The organism is Geobacillus sp. FSL W8-0026 (genome assembly GCF_037966255.1).
Classification (GTDB): domain Bacteria; phylum Bacillota; class Bacilli; order Bacillales; family Anoxybacillaceae; genus Geobacillus; species Geobacillus icigianus.
In genome coordinates, this window is the sequence record NZ_CP150194.1 from 2322558 (window position 1) to 2346095 (window position 23538).

26 protein-coding genes are annotated in these 23538 nt (G+C 56.5%); all 26 read right to left on the reverse strand.

The annotated features are described in order from the left end of the window. Positions 1–101: 101 nt before the first annotated feature. Positions 102–1805 carry a proline--tRNA ligase gene (locus tag NST29_RS11570; protein ID WP_033843528.1) on the reverse strand — a complete coding sequence of 568 codons (1704 nt, stop codon included), beginning with the start codon at positions 1803–1805 and terminating at the stop codon, positions 102–104. Between the two features lie 25 nt (positions 1806–1830). Further along, positions 1831–3096 carry an RIP metalloprotease RseP gene (gene rseP, locus NST29_RS11575; protein ID WP_172418587.1) on the reverse strand — a complete coding sequence of 422 codons (1266 nt, stop codon included), beginning with the start codon at positions 3094–3096 and terminating at the stop codon, positions 1831–1833. Between the two features lie 2 nt (positions 3097–3098). Further along, positions 3099–4247, reverse strand: a complete 1149-nt coding sequence (gene dxr, locus NST29_RS11580) for a 1-deoxy-D-xylulose-5-phosphate reductoisomerase (RefSeq protein WP_339232994.1) — start codon at positions 4245–4247, stop codon at positions 3099–3101. A gap of 20 nt (positions 4248–4267) precedes the next feature. Further along, complete coding sequence (locus tag NST29_RS11585) at positions 4268–5062, reverse strand: phosphatidate cytidylyltransferase (RefSeq protein ID WP_033023075.1); 795 nt, start codon at positions 5060–5062, stop codon at positions 4268–4270. Next, positions 5059–5832, reverse strand: a complete 774-nt coding sequence (locus NST29_RS11590) for an isoprenyl transferase (protein WP_033023072.1) — start codon at positions 5830–5832, stop codon at positions 5059–5061. The genes NST29_RS11585 and NST29_RS11590 overlap by 4 nt, the downstream gene beginning before the upstream one ends. A gap of 82 nt (positions 5833–5914) precedes the next feature. After that, entirely contained in the window at positions 5915–6472 is a 558-nt protein-coding gene (gene frr / locus NST29_RS11595) for a ribosome recycling factor (RefSeq protein ID WP_033023066.1), read from the reverse strand. Positions 6473–6474: 2 nt separating this feature from the next. Beyond that, entirely contained in the window at positions 6475–7197 is a 723-nt protein-coding gene (gene pyrH / locus NST29_RS11600; RefSeq protein WP_033843524.1) for a UMP kinase, read from the reverse strand. Positions 7198–7265: 68 nt separating this feature from the next. Further along, positions 7266–8150: a translation elongation factor Ts gene (gene tsf / locus NST29_RS11605; RefSeq protein WP_033023063.1), complete on the reverse strand. Its 885-nt coding sequence runs from the start codon at positions 8148–8150 to the stop codon at positions 7266–7268. A gap of 155 nt (positions 8151–8305) precedes the next feature. Next, positions 8306–9013, reverse strand: coding sequence for a 30S ribosomal protein S2 (gene rpsB, locus NST29_RS11610; RefSeq protein WP_033023265.1), 708 nt, complete (start codon positions 9011–9013; stop codon positions 8306–8308). Between the two features lie 162 nt (positions 9014–9175). Further along, a complete protein-coding gene (locus tag NST29_RS11615; RefSeq protein ID WP_033023263.1) occupies positions 9176–9844 on the reverse strand; it encodes a hypothetical protein in 669 nt (222 codons plus the stop codon). Between the two features lie 8 nt (positions 9845–9852). Then, a complete protein-coding gene (locus NST29_RS11620; RefSeq protein WP_033023061.1) occupies positions 9853–10098 on the reverse strand; it encodes a hypothetical protein in 246 nt (81 codons plus the stop codon). Positions 10099–10116: 18 nt separating this feature from the next. Next, positions 10117–10872, reverse strand: a complete 756-nt coding sequence (locus tag NST29_RS11625; protein ID WP_033843521.1) for a FliA/WhiG family RNA polymerase sigma factor — start codon at positions 10870–10872, stop codon at positions 10117–10119. A gap of 29 nt (positions 10873–10901) precedes the next feature. Then, positions 10902–11399 (reverse strand): chemotaxis protein CheD, encoded by a 498-nt coding sequence (locus NST29_RS11630; protein ID WP_033843520.1) that lies wholly within the window; start codon positions 11397–11399, stop codon positions 10902–10904. Then, complete coding sequence (locus NST29_RS11635; RefSeq protein WP_033843519.1) at positions 11396–12028, reverse strand: chemotaxis protein CheC; 633 nt, start codon at positions 12026–12028, stop codon at positions 11396–11398. The genes NST29_RS11630 and NST29_RS11635 overlap by 4 nt, the downstream gene beginning before the upstream one ends. A gap of 23 nt (positions 12029–12051) precedes the next feature. Then, positions 12052–12489 carry a chemotaxis protein CheW gene (locus NST29_RS11640; RefSeq protein ID WP_033023055.1) on the reverse strand — a complete coding sequence of 146 codons (438 nt, stop codon included), beginning with the start codon at positions 12487–12489 and terminating at the stop codon, positions 12052–12054. Positions 12490–12566: 77 nt separating this feature from the next. Next, entirely contained in the window at positions 12567–14570 is a 2004-nt protein-coding gene (locus NST29_RS11645; protein ID WP_033023053.1) for a chemotaxis protein CheA, read from the reverse strand. A gap of 13 nt (positions 14571–14583) precedes the next feature. Beyond that, complete coding sequence (locus NST29_RS11650) at positions 14584–15630, reverse strand: chemotaxis response regulator protein-glutamate methylesterase (RefSeq protein ID WP_033023052.1); 1047 nt, start codon at positions 15628–15630, stop codon at positions 14584–14586. A 7-nt stretch (positions 15631–15637) separates the two neighbouring features. Then, the gene (locus tag NST29_RS11655) at positions 15638–16507 is read right to left on the reverse strand and encodes a MinD/ParA family protein (RefSeq protein ID WP_339232169.1); all 870 of its coding nucleotides are present in this window, start codon (positions 16505–16507) and stop codon (positions 15638–15640) included. Beyond that, a complete protein-coding gene (gene flhF, locus NST29_RS11660; RefSeq protein ID WP_033023049.1) occupies positions 16504–17616 on the reverse strand; it encodes a flagellar biosynthesis protein FlhF in 1113 nt (370 codons plus the stop codon). The genes NST29_RS11655 and flhF overlap by 4 nt, the downstream gene beginning before the upstream one ends. Then, positions 17613–19658 carry a flagellar biosynthesis protein FlhA gene (gene flhA / locus NST29_RS11665; protein WP_339232171.1) on the reverse strand — a complete coding sequence of 682 codons (2046 nt, stop codon included), beginning with the start codon at positions 19656–19658 and terminating at the stop codon, positions 17613–17615. The genes flhF and flhA overlap by 4 nt, the downstream gene beginning before the upstream one ends. A gap of 18 nt (positions 19659–19676) precedes the next feature. Then, positions 19677–20756 (reverse strand): flagellar biosynthesis protein FlhB, encoded by a 1080-nt coding sequence (flhB, locus tag NST29_RS11670; RefSeq protein ID WP_033023032.1) that lies wholly within the window; start codon positions 20754–20756, stop codon positions 19677–19679. 1 nt (position 20757) lies between these two features. Further along, positions 20758–21531, reverse strand: coding sequence for a flagellar biosynthetic protein FliR (fliR, locus tag NST29_RS11675; protein WP_033023031.1), 774 nt, complete (start codon positions 21529–21531; stop codon positions 20758–20760). Positions 21532–21537: 6 nt separating this feature from the next. Further along, positions 21538–21807 carry a flagellar biosynthesis protein FliQ gene (fliQ, locus tag NST29_RS11680; RefSeq protein ID WP_033023029.1) on the reverse strand — a complete coding sequence of 90 codons (270 nt, stop codon included), beginning with the start codon at positions 21805–21807 and terminating at the stop codon, positions 21538–21540. Positions 21808–21825: 18 nt separating this feature from the next. Then, positions 21826–22494 carry a flagellar type III secretion system pore protein FliP gene (gene fliP, locus NST29_RS11685; protein ID WP_033023027.1) on the reverse strand — a complete coding sequence of 223 codons (669 nt, stop codon included), beginning with the start codon at positions 22492–22494 and terminating at the stop codon, positions 21826–21828. After that, on the reverse strand, positions 22487–23140 hold the full coding sequence (fliZ, locus tag NST29_RS11690) for a flagella biosynthesis regulatory protein FliZ (protein ID WP_051962812.1): 654 nt from the start codon (positions 23138–23140) through the stop codon (positions 22487–22489). Before fliZ ends, fliP begins: the two co-directional genes overlap by 8 nt. A gap of 19 nt (positions 23141–23159) precedes the next feature. Then, entirely contained in the window at positions 23160–23519 is a 360-nt protein-coding gene (locus NST29_RS11695) for a response regulator (protein ID WP_033023025.1), read from the reverse strand. Positions 23520–23538 lie beyond the last annotated feature (19 nt).

Here is a 23538-nt window from a genome sequence, read left to right on the forward strand (position 1 = left end):
CCCCTCGCATGAAATCGTTTCTCTTTTTCTATCATACCATACGAACGGCAACAGCGCCGGCGAAAAAGACAGCCATCGTCTTGTTCACCAGCGCTGTTCGTTCACCCTTGCAAGAGACGGCGCACCGTCTCGATGAGATCGGCGACCGGCACATCAAACGACTCGCCGGTTTTCCGCACTTTGACTTCGACAACGCCTTCACCGGCCCGCTTGCCGACGGTGACGCGGACCGGGATGCCGATCAAGTCGCTGTCGGCAAATTTCACTCCCGCGCGCTCGGGACGGTCGTCGTACAAAACGTCGAACCCCGCTTGTCCAAGCTTGTCGTACCATTCCTCGGCGAGCGCCCGCTGTTCATCGCTTTTGGCGTTCGCCGTCAGCAAATGAACGTGGAACGGCGCGACCGAAACCGGCCAGACGAGCCCGTGTTCATCGGCAAATTGCTCGGCGATCGCCGCGACAAGCCGGGAAACGCCGATGCCGTAACAGCCCATGATCATCGTCTGCGCTTGACCGTTTTCATCGAGGTAAACGGCGTTCATCGCTTCGCTATATTTCGTGCCAAGCTTGAACACATGGCCGACTTCAATGCCGCGGGCGAAGCGGATCGTCCCTTTGCCATCGGGAGCCGGGTCGCCTTCTTGGACGAAACGCAAATCCGCATATTGGCTGACGGGAAAATCGCGGCCGGGGTTGACGCCCGTATAATGATATCCTTCCTCATTGGCGCCGCAGACGCCGTTGACGATTGCCGCGATGGCATGATCGGCGATCACCGTCACCTCTTCCTTGACGCCGATCGGACCGAGCGAGCCGACCGGAGCGTTCATGACTTGCCTCGTTTCCTCCGGCGTCGCCAGTCTCACCACCGTCGCGTCCAAGACGTTTTTCACTTTGACTTCATTCGCTTCGTGGTCGCCGCGGACGAGCACGAGCACGTAGCGGCCATCGACGTGAAACAAGAGCGATTTGATGCAGCGCTCCGGCGCGACTTGCAAGTACGAAGCCACTTCCGCGATCGTTTTTTGCCCCGGGGTCGCCACCTTTTTCAGCTCAGCCGGTGGCTCATTACACTTTTCATACGTGGCGACGACCGGCGCCATCTCGATGTTGGCCGCATAGTCGGACGCATCGGAATAGGCGATCGTATCCTCGCCGATGTCGGATAACACCATAAACTCGTGCGTGTCTTTGCCGCCGATCGCCCCCGAATCGGCGATGACGGCGCGGAAGTTTAAGCCGCAGCGGCGGAAAATGTTCGCGTACGCTTCGTACATGTTGTTGTACGTTTCGTCGAGGCTTTCTTTCGACGTATGGAACGAATACGCGTCTTTCATGATAAATTCCCGTCCGCGCAGCAGCCCAAAGCGCGGACGTTTTTCGTCGCGGAATTTCGTTTGAATTTGGTACAAGACGAGCGGCAGCCGCTTGTAAGTTTTCACCTCGTCGCGGACGATCGCTGTGATCATTTCCTCATGCGTCGGCCCGAGGGCAAAATCGCGCTCATGGCGGTCTTTCAGGCGCATGAGCTCGGGACCGTACGAATACCAGCGGCCGGACTGCTGCCAAAGCTCAGCCGGCTGCAACGCCGGCATGAGGAGCTCCATCGCCCCGATGCGGTTCATCTCCTCCCGGATGATCGCTTCTACTTTTTGCAAAACGCGTTGCCCGAGCGGCAAAAACGTATAAACGCCGCTCGTGCTTTGGCGGATGAAACCGGCGCGCAACAGAAGCTGATGACTTTTCACTTCTGCGTCCGCCGGCACTTCACGCAACGTCGGAATAAACGCTTGACTTTGTCTCATTCATTCGCCACCTCGTTCTCTCTCTTTATAGGAAAAATTTTTGAATATCGTTCCATGTCACCACAAGCATGAGCAGCATGAGCAGAGCGAAGCCGATAAAATGGACCATCCCTTCTTTTTGCCGGTCGACCGGCTTGCCGCGCACCGCTTCAATGGCGAAAAAGAGCAGCCGGCCGCCGTCGAGCGCCGGCAACGGCAACAAGTTGATAATCCCAAGGTTGATGCTTAAAATCGCGCCCCATTTCATCAAGTAGTAAATGCCGGATTCGGCGACTTTGCCAGTCGATACGGCGATGCCGACCGGTCCGGACAGCATGTCAAGATGAAACTGGCCGGTGATCAACTGGCCGAGGCCGGCGACAATTTCTCGCGTCCAGTAGTACGTCTCGGTCAACCCTTGCTTCACGGAGCCAAACACCGACTTTTCCATCGGCTGATAGACCCCGATCAAACCGATCGTCTCCCCTTGAATTGTCTTCGCTTCCGGAGTGACGGCAACGGTCATGTCTTTTCCGTCCCGCCGAATTTGAAACTGGAGCGTTTCTTGCGGATGACTGCGAATCGTGTTAACGATTTCCGTCCATGTGTCCATCCGTTCGCCGTTGATCGCCACCACTTCATCTCCTTGCTTCAAACCAGCGGCGCGCGCTGCCCCGTCAGGCGTCAGCTCGCCGATCACCGGCTTGTCGACCGGATAGCCTTGCAAAAGGCCGATCAAAATAAAGACGACAAGCGCCAAGACAAAGTTGGCGAGCGGTCCGGCCAAGATCGTCATCGTGCGCTGCCCGAGCGTTTTGGCGGCAAACTGACGGTGGTACGGAGCGATTTGAATTTCTTGGCGATCGGCGACGAAAAACGCCGGCTCTTTGATGGCAAAACGCTCAAGCCGCTCTTCGTCGACATACCCGGTCACGTACATGCCATGCTCCAAATCAGCGTCTTCCACTTCAATGATGCGGGCGTTTGGATAATCGTCTTTATGGTTGACGATGATTTTTTCCACTCTTCCGTCGCCGTCAAGCAAAAGACCAACGATTTGTCCCCGCTTCAATTCAATCATTTCCGGATCTTCACCGGCCATGCGGACGAAACCGCCAAGCGGAAGCAGCCGGACGGTGTAGACCGTCTCTTTTTTCTTCACCGAAAACACTTTCGGCCCAAAGCCGATGGCAAATTCACGGCAAAGGATGCCGGCCCGCTTCGCTAACAGCAAATGGCCCAACTCGTGGAAAAAGACGAGGGCACCAAAGACGACGATAAATGAAATGATCGATTCCAACGTTTCAACCACCTTTATGATAGTAGTGTGCGAACGTAAGCGCGCGTGTCCGCGTCAATTGCGCGAATCTCTTCAAGCGATGGATCGCTGATCGGCTGGTGGCGCTCAAGGGCCCGTTCGATCCACTCTTCGATCGCCAAAAACGGGATGCGCCCGGCTAAAAACGCCGCCACCGCCTCCTCATTGGCCGCGTTCAACACCGCTGGCAGCGAGCCGCCCCGCCTTCCGGCCTCGTAGGCCAATCGCAGGCAACGATAGCGCTCGAAGTCGACCGGGGCAAAATGAAGCGATCCGATCGCCGCCAAATCGAGCGGTTGCGCCGCAGAAAGCGGCAGCCGTTCCGGATAGGTGAGGGCGTATTGAATCGGAACGCGCATGTCCGGTGTGCCAAGCTGGGCAAGCACGCTCGTATCGCGAAACTGAACGAGCGAATGGATGACGCTCTCGCGGTGCAGGACGACATCGATCCGCTCATACGGCAGCCCGAACAGCCAGTGCGCTTCGATCACTTCAAATCCTTTGTTCATCATCGTCGCCGAATCGATCGTAATTTTCGCCCCCATCGACCAATTCGGATGACAAAGCGCCTCCTCGACCGTGACCCCAGCAAGCTCCTCGCGCGTCCTGTCGCGGAAGCTGCCGCCGGAGGCCGTTAAAATGAGTTTGTCAACCTGTTCGAGCTTCTCCCCTTGCAAGCACTGGAAGATGGCGGAATGCTCGCTGTCGACCGGGAGCAGCGGCACCCCGCGCTTTTCGGCCGCCGCGGTCACCAAGTGGCCGGCAACGACCAATGTCTCCTTGTTGGCCAACGCGATCGTTTTGCCCGCCTCGATCGCTTTTAACGTCGGCACAAGGCCGACGCTGCCCACGACAGCGGTGACGACGATGTCAGCATCCGGATGGACGGCGGCTTCAATCAGCCCGTCCTCCCCATACACGACCATTGTCCGCCCGCCGTATTCGCTGCAAAGCGTCTCATATGCGCCGCGATCGGCGACGGCGACAAGGCGCGGGGCAAATTCGGCCATCAATTTCCGCGCTGCTTCGACGTTTCTCCCGACCGACGCAGCGACAAGACGAAAGCGGTCGGGATGGGCGCGGATGACGTCGAGCGTCTGCGTGCCGATCGACCCGCTCGCCCCCAATAAACTGATCGATTTCAATCGTTTCACTCCTCACCCGCTTATCGTATCGCTTCGATGAATATGTATAAAAGCGGCAGCACAAACAACAGGCTGTCAAACCGATCCAAGACGCCGCCATGTCCCGGCAAAATCGCTCCCGAGTCTTTCACCCCGTAATGGCGCTTGAACGCCGACTCGACCAAGTCGCCGAGCTGGCCGAACACGGAAAGCAACAACGCGAGCGATAGCGCCGCGGCAAAGCTGGCAAACGGCTCCGCCGCCCACTCGTAAACGGCGGCGACCACCACGGCCGAGACAATGCCGCCAAGAGCTCCCTCCACCGTTTTTTTCGGGCTGATCTCCGGCCATAGCTTGCGCCGCCCGAATGCGCGCCCGCAAAAGTACGCGCCAATGTCGGTCGCCCAAATGACGAACAGCGCATAAACCAAATAGGACAACCCGGTTAAACGAATGGCGGCAAAACAGAAAAATCCGACGCCGACATACAACACCGCCAAGACGACAAACGCCGCCTCGTCAAACGTCAACGCGTTTTTGGTCACTACCGTCGCGATGAGCAACAAGAAGGCAAGGCCGACGATCACGGCGAATTTAGCCGCACCGGCTGACAGCCACTCCCCGCCGTAGCGAGCGGGAACGAGCAGCAGCCAAAGAGCGGCAAAGCCGGCCGCCCCTGCCAACGACAGCGGCCGCATTCCTTTCATCCGCAGCAGTTCGAACAGTCCAACCGTCGCTATGATATATGTTACTATTATAAACGGAAATCCGCCAAAAATAACAATCGGCAAAAAGAGCGCCGCCGCGATCACTCCGGTGATGATTCGCTGTTTCATTGCGCCGACACCCCCCCAAACCGGCGGTCGCGCCGCTGGTAGGCGGCAATCGCCTCTAAAAAATGCTGTTCGGTAAAATCGGGCCATAACACATCGGTAAACCAAAGTTCCGTATACGCGAGCTGCCAAAGCATAAAATTGCTGAGGCGGATTTCTCCGCTCGTCCGAATGAGCAAATCCGGATCTTGGAGCCCCCCCGTCATCAAATACGAAGAAATGAGCGGCTCGGTAATGTCTTCCGGCGCAAGCGCCCCGCGCTCGACCTCTTTGGCGATTTGCTGGACGGCGGCGGTAATTTCCGCCCGGCTTCCGTAGTTGAGGGCAAAATTCAGCACCAACCCCGTGTTGCCGCTTGTATCTTGAATGGCTTTTTCGACCGCTCGGCGCGTATGGTCCGGCAGCGCCTCCGTATGACCGATGACCTGCACTTTCACGTTCTCAGCGATCAACTCGGGAAGGAACGTCGTCAAAAACTGCTCGGGCAGCTTCATCAAGTAATCGACTTCACCTTTCGGCCTCTTCCAATTTTCGGTGGAAAACGCGTAAAGGGACAAGACGCGAACCCCAAGCCCGTTAGCGAAGCGGGTGATTTTGCGCACCACTTGCATCCCTTCGTAATGGCCGGCCGCCCTTGGCAGCGCCCGCCTTTTCGCCCATCTTCCGTTGCCGTCCATGATGATGGCGACATGGTTCGGAATCGGACGCCTAAGCACCTCTTCTTTCGTCACCGGTGCGCCTTCCTCGTTCATTTTTCGCCTTTTAGTAAACATATAAGTCCTCCGCGAACGTGTTTTGCTTTTCCATTATAGCAAAAAAACCCTCCATGAACATAGAGGGTTTGCAACGTTTTGCCTATACTTCCATCACTTCTTTTTCTTTCTCTTTCGTAATGGCATCGATTTTGGCGATGTGGTCATCGGTCAGCTTTTGCACTTCATCGGTGTAGCTACGGAGCTCGTCTTCCGTAATCTCGCCGCTTTTCTCGAGCTTTTTCAATTCATCGTTCGCGTCGCGGCGGATGTTGCGCACGGCGACTTTCGCGTCTTCGGAATATTTTTTGACCAGTTTCGCCAGCTCGCGGCGCCGTTCTTCGGTGAGCGGCGGAATGACCAAGCGAATGACGGATCCGTCATTCGACGGCGTCAGCCCTAGATCCGAGGCCAAAATCGCTTTTTCCATCTCTTTAATGACCGATTTGTCATACGGCTGAATGACAAGCATGCGCGCTTCCGGCACGCTGATGGAAGCGAGCTGGTTGATCGGCGTCGCAACGCCGTAATAATCGACAGTCACTTTCTCCAGCAACCCGGCGTTCGCCCGCCCGGCGCGCACCGTCGCCAGCTCGCGAGTGAACGCTTGCACCGCTTTATCCATCTTCTCTTTCGCCTGTTGGATCACGTGTTTGGCCATCGTTATTTCCCCCTCACGATCGTTCCAATATTTTCGCCTAATACAGCGCGTTTAATGTTTCCTTCTTCCATAATCGAAAAAACGATAATCGGAATGTTGTTATCCATGCAAAGCGAAGAAGCGGTCGAATCCATGACGGCAAGGCCTTGTTTAATGACGTCCAAGTACGATAGTTCCTCGTATTTGACCGCATTGGCGTCGACCTTCGGATCGGCGCTGTAGACGCCATCGACATTGTTTTTCGCCATGAGAATGACGTCCGCCTCGATTTCCGCCGCCCGGAGCGCCGCCGTTGTATCGGTCGAAAAATACGGGTTGCCGGTGCCGGCGGCGAAAATGACGACCCGCTTTTTCTCCAAATGGCGGATCGCCCGGCGGCGAATGTACGGTTCGGCGACTTGCCGCATCTCGATCGATGTTTGCACCCGCGTTTCCACGCCGAGCTGCTCAAGGCTGTCCTGCAAGGCGAGCGCGTTCATCACCGTCGCCAACATGCCCATATAGTCAGCCGTCGCCCGGTCCATCCCCATTTCGCTTCCCGTTTTTCCGCGCCAAATGTTGCCGCCGCCGACGACGATGGCGACCTCGACGCCCAGTTCAACAACTTCTTTTACTTGTTTGGCGATCGACTGGATGACGGCCGGCTGGATGCCAAAACCTTGCTTTCCGGCGAGCGCTTCCCCGCTCAACTTTAACACGACGCGTTTGTACTTTGGTTGTTCCATGTCAAACCTCCATGATGCGAATCGCTTTGAAAAACAGGGAACACGCGCGTGTTCCCTGTTGCGGTCCGTCATTGCTTTCTGACTTGGCTCATCACTTCTTCGGCGAAATTGTCTTGACGTTTTTCGAGCCCTTCGCCGACTTCATAGCGGATGAACTGCTTCACAGCCGCTCCGTTCGACTCGACGTATTGGCGCACCGTCACATCCGGGTTTTTCACGAACGCTTGCTCAAGCAGGCAAACGTCTTCGTAAAACTTGTTCAGCCGGCCTTCGACCATTTTTTCGACGATGTTTTCCGGCTTGCCTTCGTTTAACGCCTGCTGCTTCAACACTTCGCGCTCATGCGCGACCTCTTCTTGTGGCACCTCATCGCGCGAGACGTATTTCGGGTGAAGCGCCGCGATGTGCATGGCGACATCTTTGGCGACGTCTTCGCTCGCGCTGCCGGCTAATAACGTTAATACGCCGATGCGCCCGCCCATGTGCAAGTACGCGCCAAACGTTTCGCCGTCCGCTTTGTTGACGACGGCAAAGCGGCGGAGCGTAATTTTTTCGCCGATTTTCGCGATCGCTTCGTTGATGTAGTCTTGGACGGTCGAGCCGTTGTCCATCGTTTGTCCGAGCGCTTCATCGAGCGAAGCCGGTTTTTGTTTCAGCAAGTGGGCGGCCAACGTTTTTACAAGCGCTTGAAACTCTTCGTTTTTGGCGACGAAGTCCGTTTCCGAGTTCACTTCCAAAATGACGGCGGTGTTGCCTTCCACAGCGATGTAGGCGACCCCTTCGGCCGCGATGCGATCCGCTTTTTTCGCCGCTTTGGCAATTCCTTTTTCGCGCAGCCAGTCGATCGCTTTCTCCATGTCACCGTTCGTTTCGGTGAGCGCTTTTTTGCAGTCCATCATGCCTGCGCCCGTTTTTTCGCGCAGCTCTTTGACCATTTGTGCTGTAATCGCCATAAAAAATCCTCCTTCGCTTTGTTGCGTATATGTATCGATGCCGGCAGCGGATGCCTGTTTTGCCCTTATTCGTTAGTATAGCCAAAAGTTGCTCGTTTCTGTCTCAAAAAAAGGTGATAAAAGGCTTTCCCTCTTATCACCTTTCGTGAGCGCCATTACTCCGCTGCGACGGCCGCCTCTTCGCCCTGTTTCGCTTCCAAGACAGCGTCGGCGATTTTCGAAGTCAACAGCTTGACCGCGCGGATGGCATCATCGTTGGCCGGGATGACGTAGTCGATTTCATCCGGATCGCAGTTCGTGTCGACGATGCCGATGATCGGAATGTTCAACTTGCGCGCTTCCGCCACCGCGATCCGCTCTTTGCGCGGGTCGATGACGAACAGCGCATCCGGCAGCTCTTTCATGTCTTTGATGCCGCCCAAAAATTTCTCGAGCCGCTCTTTTTCTTTTTTCAAGCCGATGACTTCTTTTTTCGGCAGAACGTCAAATACGCCGTCTTCTTCCATTTTTTCAATTTCGCGCAGCCGCTTGATCCGTTTTTGAATCGTCGCGAAGTTCGTCAGCGTGCCGCCGAGCCAGCGCTGATTGACATAAAACATGCCGCAGCGCTCCGCTTCTTCCTTGACGGATTCTTGCGCTTGTTTTTTCGTGCCGACGAACAAAATTTTGCCGCCGTTCGCTGCCAAGTCGCGGACGAAGTGATACGCTTCCTCGACTTTTTTCACCGTTTTTTGCAAGTCGATGATGTAAATGCCGTTGCGCTCCGTAAAAATGTATTTTTTCATTTTCGGGTTCCAACGGCGCGTCTGATGTCCAAAGTGGACGCCAGCTTCGAGCAATTGCTTCATGGAAATAACCGACATGAGTAATCCTCCTGTTTCCTTGATGGTTTTCGTTCCTCCGCCTGCCTCATCCCCCAGCAAGACTGGCCGCACCAGCACCGTTGCCGGAATCATCAGGCGTGTGTATTCACACCATGTAAAAATATATCATATTTATCGGGCGCAAATCAAGCGATGATTCGCTCATTGGCTCGTTTTTCTCGCGAATTTCAGCAGCAACTCCACTTCTGTCTTCCCTTTGCCAAGCTGTTTGGCGAGCTCTTCGACCGTCGCTCCTTGTTCATAGCGGCGGAGAACGAGCTCAGCGGACTGAGCCAACGGGGACAAATCAAGCACATCTTCGATGGCGTCGACCGGCAGAAAGTCACTTGGCGCCTCACGTTCTTCCTGCTCTTGAGCCTCGCTCGTTGGGGCGCCCGCCTGCATCGGTTGTTCCGTTTCGCCATCCGTCACATCGGATGCCAAACGATTCCCTCGAGCGGTTTGCCCAAGTTCCGCGCCGCGTTCACCGTCCCTTGGCAGCGCTGCGCCTTCTTCGGGCCGCGTCGCCGGTTGGCCATGCTGCTGCGCGCTCATCGCAGCGGGCGGCTCCTCTTCAGTGAGCAGGCCGGTCGGGGGCGACACCGGGCTCGCCGCCGACGCCTCCTTGTTGTTCAGCAAGCGGTCAAGCTCGGCCAAAAAACGGTCGTTTTCTTCTTTCCAGAGAGCGAGCTGCGCCGCCATCGCCTCTTCAAGCTCCGCAGCGCGCGCTTCGGCCTCTTTAAGCCGCGATAACCGCAGAAAAAGCAACACAATCAACAAAAAAGAAAAGAGATGCAACAGCAGACTAATGACAAGCCAAAACGCTTCCATGATGGTCACTATCCTTTAAGATCGATCGTTTTTCCTTTATACGGATGACTTCCGAACCGCGACGCCTCCCACCGAGCCTGGTCGTTCGTCCGCTTGTCGGTCACCCGGCGGCGCGCCTGTTCCCGCTGTTTTTCGGCTGCGGCCGCCAATTGCGCCTGCACCGTATACGGATGCTGCGCCGCGGCGGCCTGCATGTTTCCAGCTTCGGGCGCTTTCGGCATCACGCTTTGCAGCGCCGGCAGTTGAACGTCCATCTTCCCGCTCCCTTTCCATCACCGCTGTATATCGAAAAAGCGGCGCAATTTCCACAACGCTTTGGCATGAATTTGGGAAATTCTTGATGTGGACAAGCGTAGAAGATTCCCGATTTCCGTAAACGTCAACTCCTCTTTGTAAAACAAACTGATGACAAGCTGCTCCTTTTCATTCAGCTGTTTGATGCCCTCGGCCAGCTTTTCCACCAGCTCCTGCTTGACGACCTGTTCTTCCGGCAGCACGGCACGATCATCCCGGATCGAAAACGCTTCGTCCTCGTCTTCAGCCGCCGTCTGGCCGAGCGGCAGCCAATGAGAAAACAGCGTCTCGCCGGCCGCCGCCTGCACTTCATCCTCCGTCATGCCAAGCTCGGCGGCGATTTCCTTTGCCGTCACCGACCGCATATGTTGCTGCACGAGCCGCTCCGCTGTTTCTTCGATTTTTTTTGCTTTGTCGCGCACGCTCCGCGGCAGCCAGTCTTGCTTGCGCAAACCGTCCAAGATGGCGCCGCGGATGCGAAACGAGGCATACGTGTCAAACTTGAGATCGCGCGATGGGTCAAACTTTTCAAGCGCATCGTACAAACCGACAAGCCCCAAGCTGACAAGCTCCTCTTTGGGCACGGAGCTCGGCAGCGTGGCGGCAAGCCGCTGCACGTGGTAGGAAACGAGCGGCATATAGCGCACCACAAGTTCCTCGGCCGCATGACGGTCGCGGCGGTTGACCCAGTCATCCCAATATTTCCGCTCTTCACCTTTTAGCGCGCTCCCCATCATTCTCCCCCTCGTCTTGCACAACGGCGTTATATTTCCTTGAGTTCCTGGCTAGCCGTGCGAATGGACAGCACGCCTGTTTGCGGATGAAACTCAATCGTCCGGCCGTTATGGCCGCCGACGTCTTCGGCGACAACCGGAATATGAAACCGTTCGAGCTGTTTTTTGACTTCTTCGACATTGCGGGCGCCAATGCGCATCATATCTCCGCCGGCCGCAGAAAACGAAAACATTTGCGCTCCGCCGGCCAGCTTCGCTCTTAACATTCCCTTCCGGCCCCCGGAGGCAACGACGAGCCGAATGAGCGCTTCCACCGCCGTGTCGGCGTACTTGGCAACGTTGATGTCCCCGCCGCGCGCCATCGAGGAATGCGGCAGCATCACGTGCGCCATGCCGGCCACCGCTTTGCCGATGTCATAAATGACCACGCCGACGCACGATCCAAGGCCGCATGTACGAATGACGTTCGGCGCTTTGACGACCTCCATTTCACCGATGCCGATTTTCACAGCCTGCACAATGCTCATCCGCCGCTCACACCTAACGCACGAAAGATGGTGGAAAACGATTCTGGATCAGGAAGGAGAAAGAAATGGCCGTCAATGCTTTCATTGGGCCGCCGTTCATCGTAAATGGCCGTATCGATCAAAATGGCGTAATCACCGGCGCGCGACAGCTCCAGCAGACCGAACGACAATACCGCTCCGAGCATATCGATCGCCAGCGCCGGCACCGAAGGATGGAGCGCAAGCTGTGTAAAATCAGCAAGCGCCGACAAATACGAGCCGGCTAAAATGTTTCCGAGCTCTTGGAGCGCCGAACATCCAAGCTCATCGGCCCCGTCCTGAAACGAAAACGAATCGTCGCCGATCATGCGCCGCACAAACCGCTCCGCCTGCTCCGGCGGCAGCACGAAGAACATGTTCCCCGGCGCATCCCCTTCGATCCGCAAATAGACGCACGCCACCACTTGCTCCGGCCCGCCGATCAGCTCCATCATTTCAGCGAACGTCGCGATTTGGACGCGCGGCACCGACATCTCGATTTTTTTGTTCAATAGAAGCGACAAGGCTGTGGCGGCGTTGCCAGCGCCTATATTGCCGATTTCGCGTAAAATATCGATATGTGTTCCTGTCAAGCTGCGGACATCATCCAACCGTCAACGCCCCTCTCCCGAGTTTATCGCTCAAGCACCTTCGCCAAGTCAAGCAAGATGAGAAGTCGATTTCCAATTTTGGCCACTCCAGAAACGTAGCTCGCCTCCACAGCGCCGACCGCTTCGGGCGGCGGCTCGATGCTCGAGGCCGGGACATCGAGAACGTCGTTCGCCGCATCGACGATGAACCCGACTTCCACATCGTCAAGGGCGGCAATCATGATTCGCGTCTGCTCGCTGTACGGTTCAGGGGCGAAGCCGAACCGTTCGCGCAAATCAATGATCGGCGTCACGACACCGCGCAAGTTAATGACCCCTTTGACATACTGGGGCGTGCCCGGCACGCGCGTGATCGGCTGCATTTTCTCGATCGAGCGCACGTATTGCACCGGTAAGGCATACTCCTCATCCTTTAAGCGAAAAGCAATCACTTTCCAGTCCGTCTGTACGCTGGCCGTCATCCCATCTTCCCCCTTTATTTCACAGGCTGCTCAAACAAACGGCGTCCAAGCGCCTAGCGTTTGCTCTTTACGCCGCTTTATTTCACAAGCGCGTTGCAATCGATGATGAGCGCCACTCGGCCGTCGCCCAAAATCGTCGCCCCCGAGATGGCGAACACCGACGATAAATAGTTTCCGAGCGATTTCAACACGACTTCCTGCTGGCCGATAAACGAATCCACGGCTAGGGCCGCCAGTTTTTCTCCTTTGCGGACAATGACAGCCGCCACCGCCTCACCGTCATCGGAGGCGCGCGGGACGTCAAACACCTCTTTCAGCCGGACGAGCGGGACGATTTTGCCGCGAAAATCAATGACCGGTTGATTATGGGTGGAGAAAATCTCTTCTTTTTTCACGAGCGCCGTTTCGATGATCGAAGACAGCGGAATGGCATACGTTTCCTCGGCGATTTGGACGAGCAGCACCGAAATAATCGACAGCGTCAGCGGCAGCTGAATCGAAAACAGCGATCCTTTTCCCGGCTCTGAATCGACGGTGACGGCGCCTCCGAGCGATTCAATCGTGCTTTTGACGACATCGAGCCCGACGCCACGCCCCGAAATATCGGAAACTTGCTCCGCCGTGGAGAAGCCCGGGGCGAAAATCAACCCGTAAATTTGCTGGTCGGTGAGCTGGGCCGCCGCTTCCGGCGAAACGATGCCGCGTTTGATCGCTTTTTGCAGCACTTTCTCCCGGGAAATACCGGCGCCATCATCCTCGATTTCAATGAAAACGTGGTTGCCGCTATGGTAGGCGCGCAATTGAACGAGCCCTTCCTCCGGCTTCCCGTGCGCCATCCGAACATCGGGCGCTTCAATGCCGTGATCGAGCGCATTGCGAATCAAATGAACAAGCGGATCACCGATTTCATCAATGACGGTCCGATCGAGCTCGGTCTCTGCGCCAATGACCTCAAGCCGCACCTTTTTGCCAAGGTCGCGGGCGAGTTGGCGCACCATGCGCGGAAAGCGATTGAACACGGTTTCGACCGGCACCATGCGCATGTTCAAAATGATCGTTTGCAAATCGCTCGAAATACGGGACATGCGTTCCACCGTCTCCGTCAATTCGGCGTGATTCAAGTCGCGGGAAATTTGCTCAAGCCGACCGCGGTCCACCACCAATTCTTCGAACAAATTCATCAGCCGGTCAAGCCGTTCAATGTTGACGCGAATCGTTTTCGCCGCCTGCTTCGCCGGCGTTTTTTCCGGCGCTTCCGCTTCGGCTTGCGCGGCCGCCTGTTCCGCCGCGGCTACGCCAAGCGGCTCCGGCGCCGCTTTCTCTCCCGCCGCTTCCGTCCGCTCTCCGACCGTTGCCGCCGCAATCTCCACTTGTTCAACTTCGGAAATGCTCATCAACTGCTTTTGCAGCTCATCAGCCGGCACTTTCGACACAACCGTGACAAGAAACTCTTGATCAAATTGCTCTTCTTCAAGCAAGTCAACAGAAGGCGTCGATTTGACAATTTCTCCGGCTTCATTCAGGCGCTCAAACACCATATAGACGCGCGCTGCTTTCAGCAAGCAGTCTTGGCGAAGCCGAACGCGAATTTCATAGACAGAAAATCCTTGTTCCTGCGCCTGCTGGAGGACGTGATACTCAAACTCCCCGTAGGCATGCTCCGAAGACGGGGCCCCGCCGCCGGTCGGCCCCTCCGGCGTCTCCCCTCGCTCGATTTGACGCAACCGGCTGACCGTCTCGCTCACATCACGCTTCCCGTCGCCCCCCTCAGCAATGGAAACGATCATCGCTTCTAAATGGTCGACCGCCTCAAAAATCACATCGAGCAGCTCCGGCGTCACCGAAAACCGGTGATTGCGGAGGCCGTCCAACACGTTCTCCATTTGGTGCGTCAAATTGGCCAAATCTTCAAACCCCATCGTCGCGGACATGCCTTTTAGCGTATGGGCAGCGCGGAAAATTTCATTCACAATGGCGACATCATCCGGACTCTTTTCCAGTTCGAGCAGCCGTTCGTTGATCGTTTGCAAATGATCCTTGCTTTCGTCAATGAAAAGATCCAAATATTGACTCATATCCATGCCGTGTTCCCCCTCATTCCCCGATCGATTGAACGATGGCGGCGGCGATATCGGCAAGCGGGGCGATGACATCGATGACGCCGGCTTCGATCGCCGCTCGCGGCATCCCGTACACGACCGCCGTCTCACGCGCTTCGGCAATCGCCTTAACATTGCCGCTTTCTTTCAGCTTTTTCAGCCCTGCCGTCCCATCCATCCCCATTCCCGTCATGACCACCGCCACTTTGCGGACGTCGTCAATGGTGGCAAGCGATTCAAACAATACGTCAACGGCCGGACGATGGCCGGCGCGCGGCGGCGACTCGTCCAAGCGAGCTTGGAGCGCGCCGTTTTCCTTACAAACGACGAGATGGACACCGGCCGGAGCGATATAAGCGGTACCGTTTTGCAGCCGTTCCCCCTCCTCCGCTTCTTTCACCGTCATGGTTGCAAGCGCGTTGAGCCGGTCCGCTAACGATTTCGTAAATCCTTTTGGCATATGTTGGACGACGAGAACCGGGGCCGCTAAATCCGGCGGCAGCTGCGTCAGCACCACCTCAAGGGCGCGCGGTCCGCCTGTCGAGGTGCCGATGGCCACAACCGCCTTCTGCACCCCCGCCGTTTGAGCGGAGAAACGGTGCCGCACCGGGACGCGGCGTTGGGCGACAAGGGCGTGGATATTCACTTCGCTTGCATGGAGCACTTTTCGTATCAGCTCTTCTTTGATCTTGTACAAATCAAGGGAAATCGGCCCAGAAGGCTTGGCGATCACATCAACCGCCCCATGCTGCATGGCGGCGATGGCCGCCGCCGCTCCTTCGGTCGTCATGCTCGACACCATCACAACCGGCAACGGACGGTCGCGCATGATCTGCTGTAACGTGTCGAGCCCGTTCATGACCGGCATTTCAACATCTAACGTCACGACATCAGGAGAAAGGGAAGCGATTTTGGCGAGCGCCTCCTGGCCGTTGCGAGCCGTTCCAACAACTTCAAGCCGCGGATGTTCGGCCAAAAAATCGCTGATGCATTTACGCATAAACGCGGAGTCGTCGACGACAAGCACCTTGATTGGTTTCATCGTTTCTCTACCTTTCTAGCAAAAGTTGGCGCAGCTTCGCAAAAAAGCGGGAAGCCCGCCCGGCCGGTTCCTCCTCCCTTTTTCCGCCCGGCGCATAGCGGTGCGCCATCTGACGCACGGCCCGGCTGGCCTTCGCTTCCGGTTCGAGCAGCAAAAACGGCGTCTGGCTGGCGACGGCGCGGGCAACCGCCCGGTCTTCGGGAACGATGCCGAGCAAGGAAATGTCTTTATTGAAAAAACGGTCGGCAGCGTGCTTCAGCCGTCCGAACACCTCGTGCCCTTCCCACTCCTTAGCGGCGCGGTTGACGATGACGGAAAACGGCGCTTGGCAGCTGGATCCGTGCATATATTTCATCATGGCGTACGCATCCGTCATGGCTGTCGGCTCCGGCGTGGTGACAACGAACACCTCATCGACCGAGCGCAAAAAATACAGCTGTTCTTTGGAAGCGCCCGCTCCCATATCAAACAGAAGATAATCGTACGAGGAGGCGACGGTTTGCAGTTCGGCCAAAAACTCATCGATGCCGGCAGCGTCAATGGAAAGCCACTGCATCGCCCCCGTCCCCCCGGCGATATACGAAAGCTGCTCCGGGCCGCTTTTCACCAGCTCCGCGAGCGGCATCCGCTCGGAAACCCAATCGGCGAGCGTCAGCGAAGGCGATTGGCCGAGCAAAATATCAATATTGCCCATCCCGATGTCCATGTCCAATAGCAGCACGCGTGCGCCCAGCTGAGAAAGCGACAGCGAAAAATTGAGAGACACGTTCGATTTGCCAACCCCGCCTTTTCCGCTCGTGACAGCGATCGTCCGCGGCTCTGGCGCCCATTGTCGGCGGCGCAGCCCGCGGCGAAGCGGCTCCGCTTGATCGCTCATGCGCCCTCCGCTCCCAACAACAAATGAACAAGCCGCTCAGCGGACGCGTCCACCATGTCGTCCGGGACGTTTTGCCCATTCGTAAAATAGGCGGCACCAAGGCGGCTGTCGAGCAGCACGTTGACGATCGCGCCAAACGAATCGGTTTCATCGAGCTTCGTCACAATCAACCGGTCAATGGGAAGGCGGGAAAAGCGGCTGTAAATCGCCTTCATGTCTTCATACTTGCCGGTGGCGGCGAACACGAGAAGCGTTTCCGTTTCACTGTCGAATTCCAGCGTTTGCTGCAGCTCATCGATATATTGCGGATCGCGGAAGTTGCGGCCAGCCGTATCGACAAACACAAGATCGCAATGGGCCAGTTTTCGTTTCGCCTCCCGAAACTCTTCGCCGTTATAACATACTGCCAACGGGGCGTCCAAAATATGCGCATACGTTTTCAGCTGGTCAATGGCGGCGATGCGATACGTATCGGTCGTGATAAACCCAACCGTCTTTCCTTGTTCCAGCACAGCGCGCCCCGCGATTTTGGCGAGCGTTGTCGTTTTTCCCACCCCGGTCGGGCCGAGCAAAATCCAATACTTTTTCGCTTGCGCCGCCCCGGCAAACGGAAGCGAAGACAATAAGCTGCGCACCGCCTCTTTCGCCCAACCGGCGGCCGCCGCGGACGAACGCCCGCTTGGATTGGCATACCACCGTTCCAGCAAGCGCTCCATCACTTCGCGAATGTAGCTATCGGCCAGCCCTTGGTCGATCAGGCGCTGTTCAATGGCCGCAAGCGGCGGAGGGTAAGCCGGCGCAAGCCGCCGTTCACTCAGCTGACCGATGAACCGTCTCAGTTCCTCCAGCTCATCGGCAAACGATCGGTCCTCTTTTTCCGGCGCGGTCGCCGGCGGCCGCTCGAACAAGGCCGTCTCCGGCTGGCGCCGCGGCAGCGGATCCGGATCAACGCCGGCCAGCACTTCCACCTTTTTTTTGGCGAACAGCCCGAACAAACCGCCCGTTTGGATCTCTTTTGACCGCAAAATGACCGCGTCGCGTCCCAGCTCAGCGCGCACTTGTTTCATCGCTTCGTTCATGGACGGGGCGATAAATTTTTTCACTTTCATTCCACTTCCACCATCCCTACGCTTTGGACTTCAACGTCCGCTTCCAGTTCGTTGTATGACAGCACCGGAACAGCCGGAAAAGTGCGTTCGGTCAGCTGGCGGACGTACATGCGCACCGCGGGGGAGCAAAGCAATATCGGCGTTTGTCCGGAAAACGGATAGCGGTCGAGCGCGCGGGCGACCGCGTCCACCACCGCCTGCATCCGGGCTGGATCGAGCGCCAAATAGCGGCCATGCTCCGTTTGCTGCACGGCGTCGGCAATCATCTTTTCCACTTTTCCGGACAGCGTGATGACGCGCAGCGGTTCACCCGGCACGGCATACTGTTTCGTAATTTGCCGCGCGAGCGCTTGGCGGGCATATTCCGCCAACAAATCGGCATCGGTCGTCAGGCGGGCAAAATCGGCGAGCGCCTCAAAAATGAGCGGCAAATTGCGAATCGATACCTTCTCTTTTACCAGCTTGGCCAGCACTTTTTGAATATCGCCCACCGACAGCGGATTCGGCGTCACCTCATCGACAAGCACCGGATGCGACTCTTTCAAATGATCGATCAGCTGTTTTGTCTCCTGGCGCCCAAGCAGTTCGTGGGCATGAGCTTTCAGCACTTCCGTCAAATGCGTGGAGACGACCGACGGCGGATCGACGACCGTGTAGCCGAGCATCTCCGCTTGGTCTTTGACCGCCTCGGAAATCCATTTGGCAGGGAGACCGAACGCCGGATCGACCGTTTCAATGCCATCGACGGAATCGTCATCAACACCGGGGCTCATCGCCAAATAATGATCCAGCAGCAGCTCGCCGCGCGCCACCTCCTCTCCTTTTACTTTGATTCGATACTCATTCGGCTGAAGCTGAATGTTGTCGCGAATGCGCACAACCGGAATGACGATGCCGAGCTCAAGCGCGAGCTGACGGCGGATCATGACGATCCGGTCAAGCAGATCGCCGCCTTGATTGGCATCGGCAAGCGGAATAAGCGCATAGCCGAACTCAAATTCGATCGGGTCAACGTGCAGCAGCTGAACGACGCTTTCCGGGCTTTTCAATTCGTCGGCAGCGGCCGCCTCCTCTTCAGGCGGAACAGCCAGCGCCTCACTCTGCTTTTGCTGCTCCATAAACCGATAGCCGCCCAACGCCAACAGACCGGCCACCGACATCGTCAAGACGTCGTTGATGGGCGTAAACAAACCGAGCAGAAAAATCGTTCCCGCCGTCACATACAGCATTTTCGGAAAAGCGAACAGCTGGCGCATAATATCGCCGCTTAAATTGCTGTCTGACGCCGCCCGGGTGACAATGATGCCGGTGGCGGTCGAAATGAGCAGCGCCGGAATTTGGCTCACAATGCCGTCGCCGACCGTCAAAAGCGTATAACGCTTCGCCGCCTCGGCCATCTCCATCCCTTGCTCGACAACGCCAATCACCATGCCAAACAGCATGTTAATGACGACGATAATGATGCCGGCGATGGCATCCCCTTTGACAAATTTGCTTGCTCCGTCCATCGCCCCGTAAAAATCGGCCTCGCGCGCGACTTTTTCCCGCCGCCTGCGCGCCTCTTGCTCCGAGATCATGCCGGCGTTTAAATCAGCGTCAATGCTCATCTGCTTGCCCGGCAAGGCGTCGAGCGTGAAGCGGGCCGCCACTTCAGAGACGCGCTCCGCCCCTTTCGTGATGACGATAAACTGAATAATGACCAAAATCAAAAACACGACAAATCCAACGACGACATCGCCGCCGACGACAAACGTCCCGAACGTCTCGACGACGCCGCCCGCCTTCCCTGTGCTTAAAATCGAACGCGTCGTCGACACGTTCAGCCCTAACCGAAACAACGTCAACACGAGCAGCAAAGACGGGAAGACGGAAAACTCCAACGGCTCCTTCGTGTTCATCGCCGTCAGCAGCACAAGCAAAGCAAGAGAAATATTGATGATGATCAATACGCTCAACAGCCACGTCGGCAGCGGGATGACGAGCATGGCGACGATGAGCACGACAAGAAATAACACCGACAAGTCTTTGATTTGCGCTTGCATTCCCTTCTCTCCCTGATGCTACATTCGCTTCAGCCGATAGACGTATGCCAAAATTTCCGCCACTGCCTGAAAAAACGCCTCCGGAATCATGTCGCCGACTTCCGTCTGGCGGTAGAGCGCCTGCGCCAGCGGACGATTCTCCACGGTCACCACGCCGTGGGCTTTCGCCACTTCCTTGATTTTCAGCGCCATATAGTCCGCTCCTTTCGCCACGACGACCGGCGCTTCCATCTTGCCATCTTCATACTGGAGGGCAACGGCGTAATGCGTCGGGTTGGTGATGACGACATCCGCTTTGGGCACTTCCTGCATCATCCGCCGCATGGCCATCTCGCGCTGTTTTTGCTTGATGCGCGATTTGATGAGCGGGTCGCCTTCCGTCTTTTTATACTCGTCTTTGATGTCTTGCTTGGACATGCGAATGTTTTTTTCAAATTCAAATCGTTGGTACAAGTAATCAAACAATGACAAAAACAAGAGCGCCATAGCGGCATACAACCCCATTTTCACGGTCAAGCTGCCGATTTCGGCAAGCGCGCCGGCGACCGGCTGCGATGCAAGCGCCAACAGCTTGCTTTTTTCCGCCAACAGCACGGCGAACACGACGGCGCCGATCACGCCCGCCTTTAATACCGATTTTACCATCTCCACGACCGCGCGCAACGAAACGAGCCGCTTCACCCCTTGCACCGGGTTGAGCCGATTCCAGTCCATTTTCAGCGGTTCGACGGTAAAAAGGGCGCCGACTTGCAAAAAGTTGGCAAGCCAGGCGGCAAACACCGCCGCGGCAAAGATGGGTGCCAACAGCAAGGCCCCGTGGCGAAGCCAGTCAAGAAACAGAAGGTGAAGCGAATCGATCGTCAGCGGTGTCGTGGCGTAATCGGTCAACGCGCGGGCAAACAGGCGAAGCAACCCGTCGCGCTCGTATCCTCCGGCTAGGAACAGGGCGAGAAGCGCGCCGAGCAGCACAGCGGCCGCAACTAAATCGGCGCTTTTAGCCACCTGACCTTTGTCGCGCACTTCCTGCCGTTTGCGCGGCGTCGCTTTTTCTGTTTTTTCACCAGCAAAAAACTGCAAATCAAGCCGCCATTCGCTCATCTTACGAGCCCCCCAACAGCTGCATGAAGCCGCGCAGCGAAGAAAACATGAGCTGGAACAGTCCGCGCGCAGAAAGCAGCATCGTGCCAATCACCGCCGTCAACAGCAAAAACGCCGCCGCTGTCTTGACAGAAAAACCGACAGCAAAAATGTTCATTTGCGGCACCGCGCGGGCGACTAGGCCAAGCGCCACATCGACCAAAAAGAGCGAACCGACGAGCGGGGCGGCCATTTGCAGCGCGGCGGCGAACATCGCTGCGAACAAGCGCACCATATAGTCCGCTGCCCGTCCATCGGCCACATGCGGCCACTGATCAAGCGGCAGCCAGTGGTAGCTGGAAAAGAGGCCGTCAAGCAACAAATGGTGGCCGTCGAGCGAAAGCAACAAGAGCAACGCCAACGAATGAAGGTATTGGCCGAGCAGCGGGCTTTGCGCCCCCGTTTGCGGATCGATCACATTGGCGATGGCAAACCCGATTTGAAAATCGATCAGCCCGCCGGCGATTTGCACCGCGGCCATGATGATCGCCGCCAACAGCCCGAGCCCTAAGCCGATGAGCGCCTCTTTCAAGACGAGCAACACGTAAACGCCGTCAAGCGCCACCGGTGATTTGGGCAGCGCCCAAAAAACGAGCCAGCTGAAAAAAAACGCCAAGCCGATTTTGTAAGCATTCGGCACCGCCCGGTACGAAAAGAGCGGCAGCGCCGCAAAGAACGAAGCGGTGCGCACAAAGACGAGCAAAAACGCCGGAAAATAAGTCCATAGTTGTTCCATTGCCGATCAGCCTATAAATGAAGCAAGATTGTTCAAAATATCGTGCGCATACGACACCATTTTCGAGAGCATCCACGGGCCAAAAAACACAAACCCAAGCAAAACGGCGACAATTTTCGGCACAAAGGCGAGCGTCTGCTCCTGGATTTGCGTCGCGGCCTGAAACACGCTGACGACAAGCCCGATGACAAGCGACAACAGCAACAGCGGCCCGCAGACGACCAACGTCATATAAATCCCTTGTTCAGCAAGGCGAATGATCAAATCCGCACTCATCCACGCCACCCAATTCTTTTATTGAAAACTTTGCAGCAATGATTTGATGACTAAATGCCATCCATCGACGAGAACAAACAATAAAATTTTAAACGGCAGCGAAATCATCACCGGCGGCAGCATCATCATCCCCATCGACATGAGGACGCTCGCGACAATCATATCGATGACGAGAAACGGAATGAAAAGCATAAATCCCATTTGAAACGCCGTCTTCAATTCGCTGATCGCAAACGCCGGCACAAGCGCAGACAAAGGAATGTCGCGGACCGTTTTCGGCTGCTTGGCGCCACTGTAAGACAAAAACAGCGCCAAATCTTTCTGCCTTGTATGCTCGCTCATAAATTGCTTCAGCGGAACGGCGGCCCGCTCGTACGCCTCATCCAAGTTGATTTGGTCATTGAACAGCGGCTGTAGCGCCTGGTCGTTGATTTCTTTCCATGTCGGCGCCATAATGAAAAAGGTTAAAAACAAGGCGAGCCCGACGAGCACTTGGTTCGGCGGCATTTGTTGCGTCCCGAGCGCCGTGCGCACGAACGACAGCACAATGACGATGCGCGTAAAACAAGTCATCATGATTAAAATGCCGGGAGCAATCGACAAAACCGTTAGCAACAGCAGCAGCTTCACCGATGTCGAGACGTGTTCGGGAGCCATCGACTGAAACATATGGACGAATTCATTCATCGCCGCCCGTCCCTTTCTCTTTCACGCGCTTGAGCCATTCGTTCCGCTTTTCAGCCATTCGCTTCATCTCCTCAGTCAACAGCGCCGAAAACGGCCGGGAGGAGTTGGTTTCCCCCTTCATTTTGGCCATCCACTGTTCGCGAAGGCGGACGCCAAACCGGCCAAATTCCGTCATTCGTTCCACCCGATTGCGGTGTTGAGCCAGCAGCTCGCTGATTTCCTCCTCATCCTCGATCTCTCGAAGCAGTTGAATGGAGTCGGCAACGCCGATGACAAGCAACCGGCGCCCAACTTTCACCAACTGAACGGAACGGTTCGCCCCGACGCTCGTTCCGCCCAGATGCTCGATGACACCTTTGGAGTTCGACAACAACTGCTGGCGGCGGCCAAGCCATTTCAAGAGCGCATAAAGAAGCAGGAGAACAAAAGCGGTCGCTCCGATCAAACGGAGCACATCGGAGGCGGAAACGGCATCCGCTGCGGGAGCGGGCGCTGTCTCCGATCCCCGAGCCGGAACGTCCGGTCCGCACGCGTCCGGATGCTTGAGACAATCGGCGACCGTCGGATTTTGCGCGGCCGCCGCCGGCATTCCGCCAAGCACGATCGCCGCCGCCATCACGACAGCCGTCCACCACTTCATGGGCACGATGTTCACCGTTGGCCGCCTACCCGATCGTTTTGTTGATCGCTTCAATGACGCGGTCAGCTTGGAACGGCTTGACGACGAAATCTTTCGCTCCAGCTTGAATGGCGTCAATGACCATCGCTTGCTGCCCCATTGCGGAGCACATAATGACTTTGGCGTTGCTGTCGATTTTTTTGATCTCTTTGAGCGCGGCGATCCCGTCCATCTCCGGCATCGTAATGTCCATCGTCACGATGTCGGGGCGCGTCTCTTTGTACTTTTCGACCGCCTGCCGCCCGTCAGCTGCTTCCGCGACCACCTCGTGGCCGTTTTTCGTCAAAATGTCTTTGATCATCATGCGCATAAACGCTGCATCATCAACGACAAGCACTCTTGCCATGATTCCTACCTCCTGCATG

Coding starts and splice junctions, on each gene's coding strand:
- NST29_RS11570 (WP_033843528.1), bottom strand. CDS start 1,805: ATGAGACAAAGTCAAGCGTTTATTCCGACGTTGCGTGAAGTGCCGGCG.
- NST29_RS11585 (WP_033023075.1), bottom strand. CDS start 5,062: ATGAAACAGCGAATCATCACCGGAGTGATCGCGGCGGCGCTCTTTTTG.
- NST29_RS11590 (WP_033023072.1), bottom strand. CDS start 5,832: ATGTTTACTAAAAGGCGAAAAATGAACGAGGAAGGCGCACCGGTGACG.
- frr (WP_033023066.1), bottom strand. CDS start 6,472: ATGGCCAAACACGTGATCCAACAGGCGAAAGAGAAGATGGATAAAGCG.
- pyrH (WP_033843524.1), bottom strand. CDS start 7,197: ATGGAACAACCAAAGTACAAACGCGTCGTGTTAAAGTTGAGCGGGGAA.
- tsf (WP_033023063.1), bottom strand. CDS start 8,150: ATGGCGATTACAGCACAAATGGTCAAAGAGCTGCGCGAAAAAACGGGC.
- rpsB (WP_033023265.1), bottom strand. CDS start 9,013: ATGTCGGTTATTTCCATGAAGCAATTGCTCGAAGCTGGCGTCCACTTT.
- NST29_RS11615 (WP_033023263.1), bottom strand. CDS start 9,844: ATGGAAGCGTTTTGGCTTGTCATTAGTCTGCTGTTGCATCTCTTTTCT.
- NST29_RS11620 (WP_033023061.1), bottom strand. CDS start 10,098: ATGGACGTTCAACTGCCGGCGCTGCAAAGCGTGATGCCGAAAGCGCCC.
- NST29_RS11625 (WP_033843521.1), bottom strand. CDS start 10,872: ATGGGGAGCGCGCTAAAAGGTGAAGAGCGGAAATATTGGGATGACTGG.
- NST29_RS11630 (WP_033843520.1), bottom strand. CDS start 11,399: ATGAGCATTGTGCAGGCTGTGAAAATCGGCATCGGTGAAATGGAGGTC.
- NST29_RS11640 (WP_033023055.1), bottom strand. CDS start 12,489: ATGACGGCCAGCGTACAGACGGACTGGAAAGTGATTGCTTTTCGCTTA.
- NST29_RS11645 (WP_033023053.1), bottom strand. CDS start 14,570: ATGGATATGAGTCAATATTTGGATCTTTTCATTGACGAAAGCAAGGAT.
- NST29_RS11650 (WP_033023052.1), bottom strand. CDS start 15,630: ATGAAACCAATCAAGGTGCTTGTCGTCGACGACTCCGCGTTTATGCGT.
- NST29_RS11655 (WP_339232169.1), bottom strand. CDS start 16,507: ATGAGCGATCAAGCGGAGCCGCTTCGCCGCGGGCTGCGCCGCCGACAA.
- flhF (WP_033023049.1), bottom strand. CDS start 17,616: ATGAAAGTGAAAAAATTTATCGCCCCGTCCATGAACGAAGCGATGAAA.
- flhA (WP_339232171.1), bottom strand. CDS start 19,658: ATGCAAGCGCAAATCAAAGACTTGTCGGTGTTATTTCTTGTCGTGCTC.
- flhB (WP_033023032.1), bottom strand. CDS start 20,756: ATGAGCGAATGGCGGCTTGATTTGCAGTTTTTTGCTGGTGAAAAAACA.
- fliR (WP_033023031.1), bottom strand. CDS start 21,531: ATGGAACAACTATGGACTTATTTTCCGGCGTTTTTGCTCGTCTTTGTG.
- fliQ (WP_033023029.1), bottom strand. CDS start 21,807: ATGAGTGCGGATTTGATCATTCGCCTTGCTGAACAAGGGATTTATATG.
- fliP (WP_033023027.1), bottom strand. CDS start 22,494: ATGAATGAATTCGTCCATATGTTTCAGTCGATGGCTCCCGAACACGTC.
- NST29_RS11695 (WP_033023025.1), bottom strand. CDS start 23,519: ATGGCAAGAGTGCTTGTCGTTGATGATGCAGCGTTTATGCGCATGATG.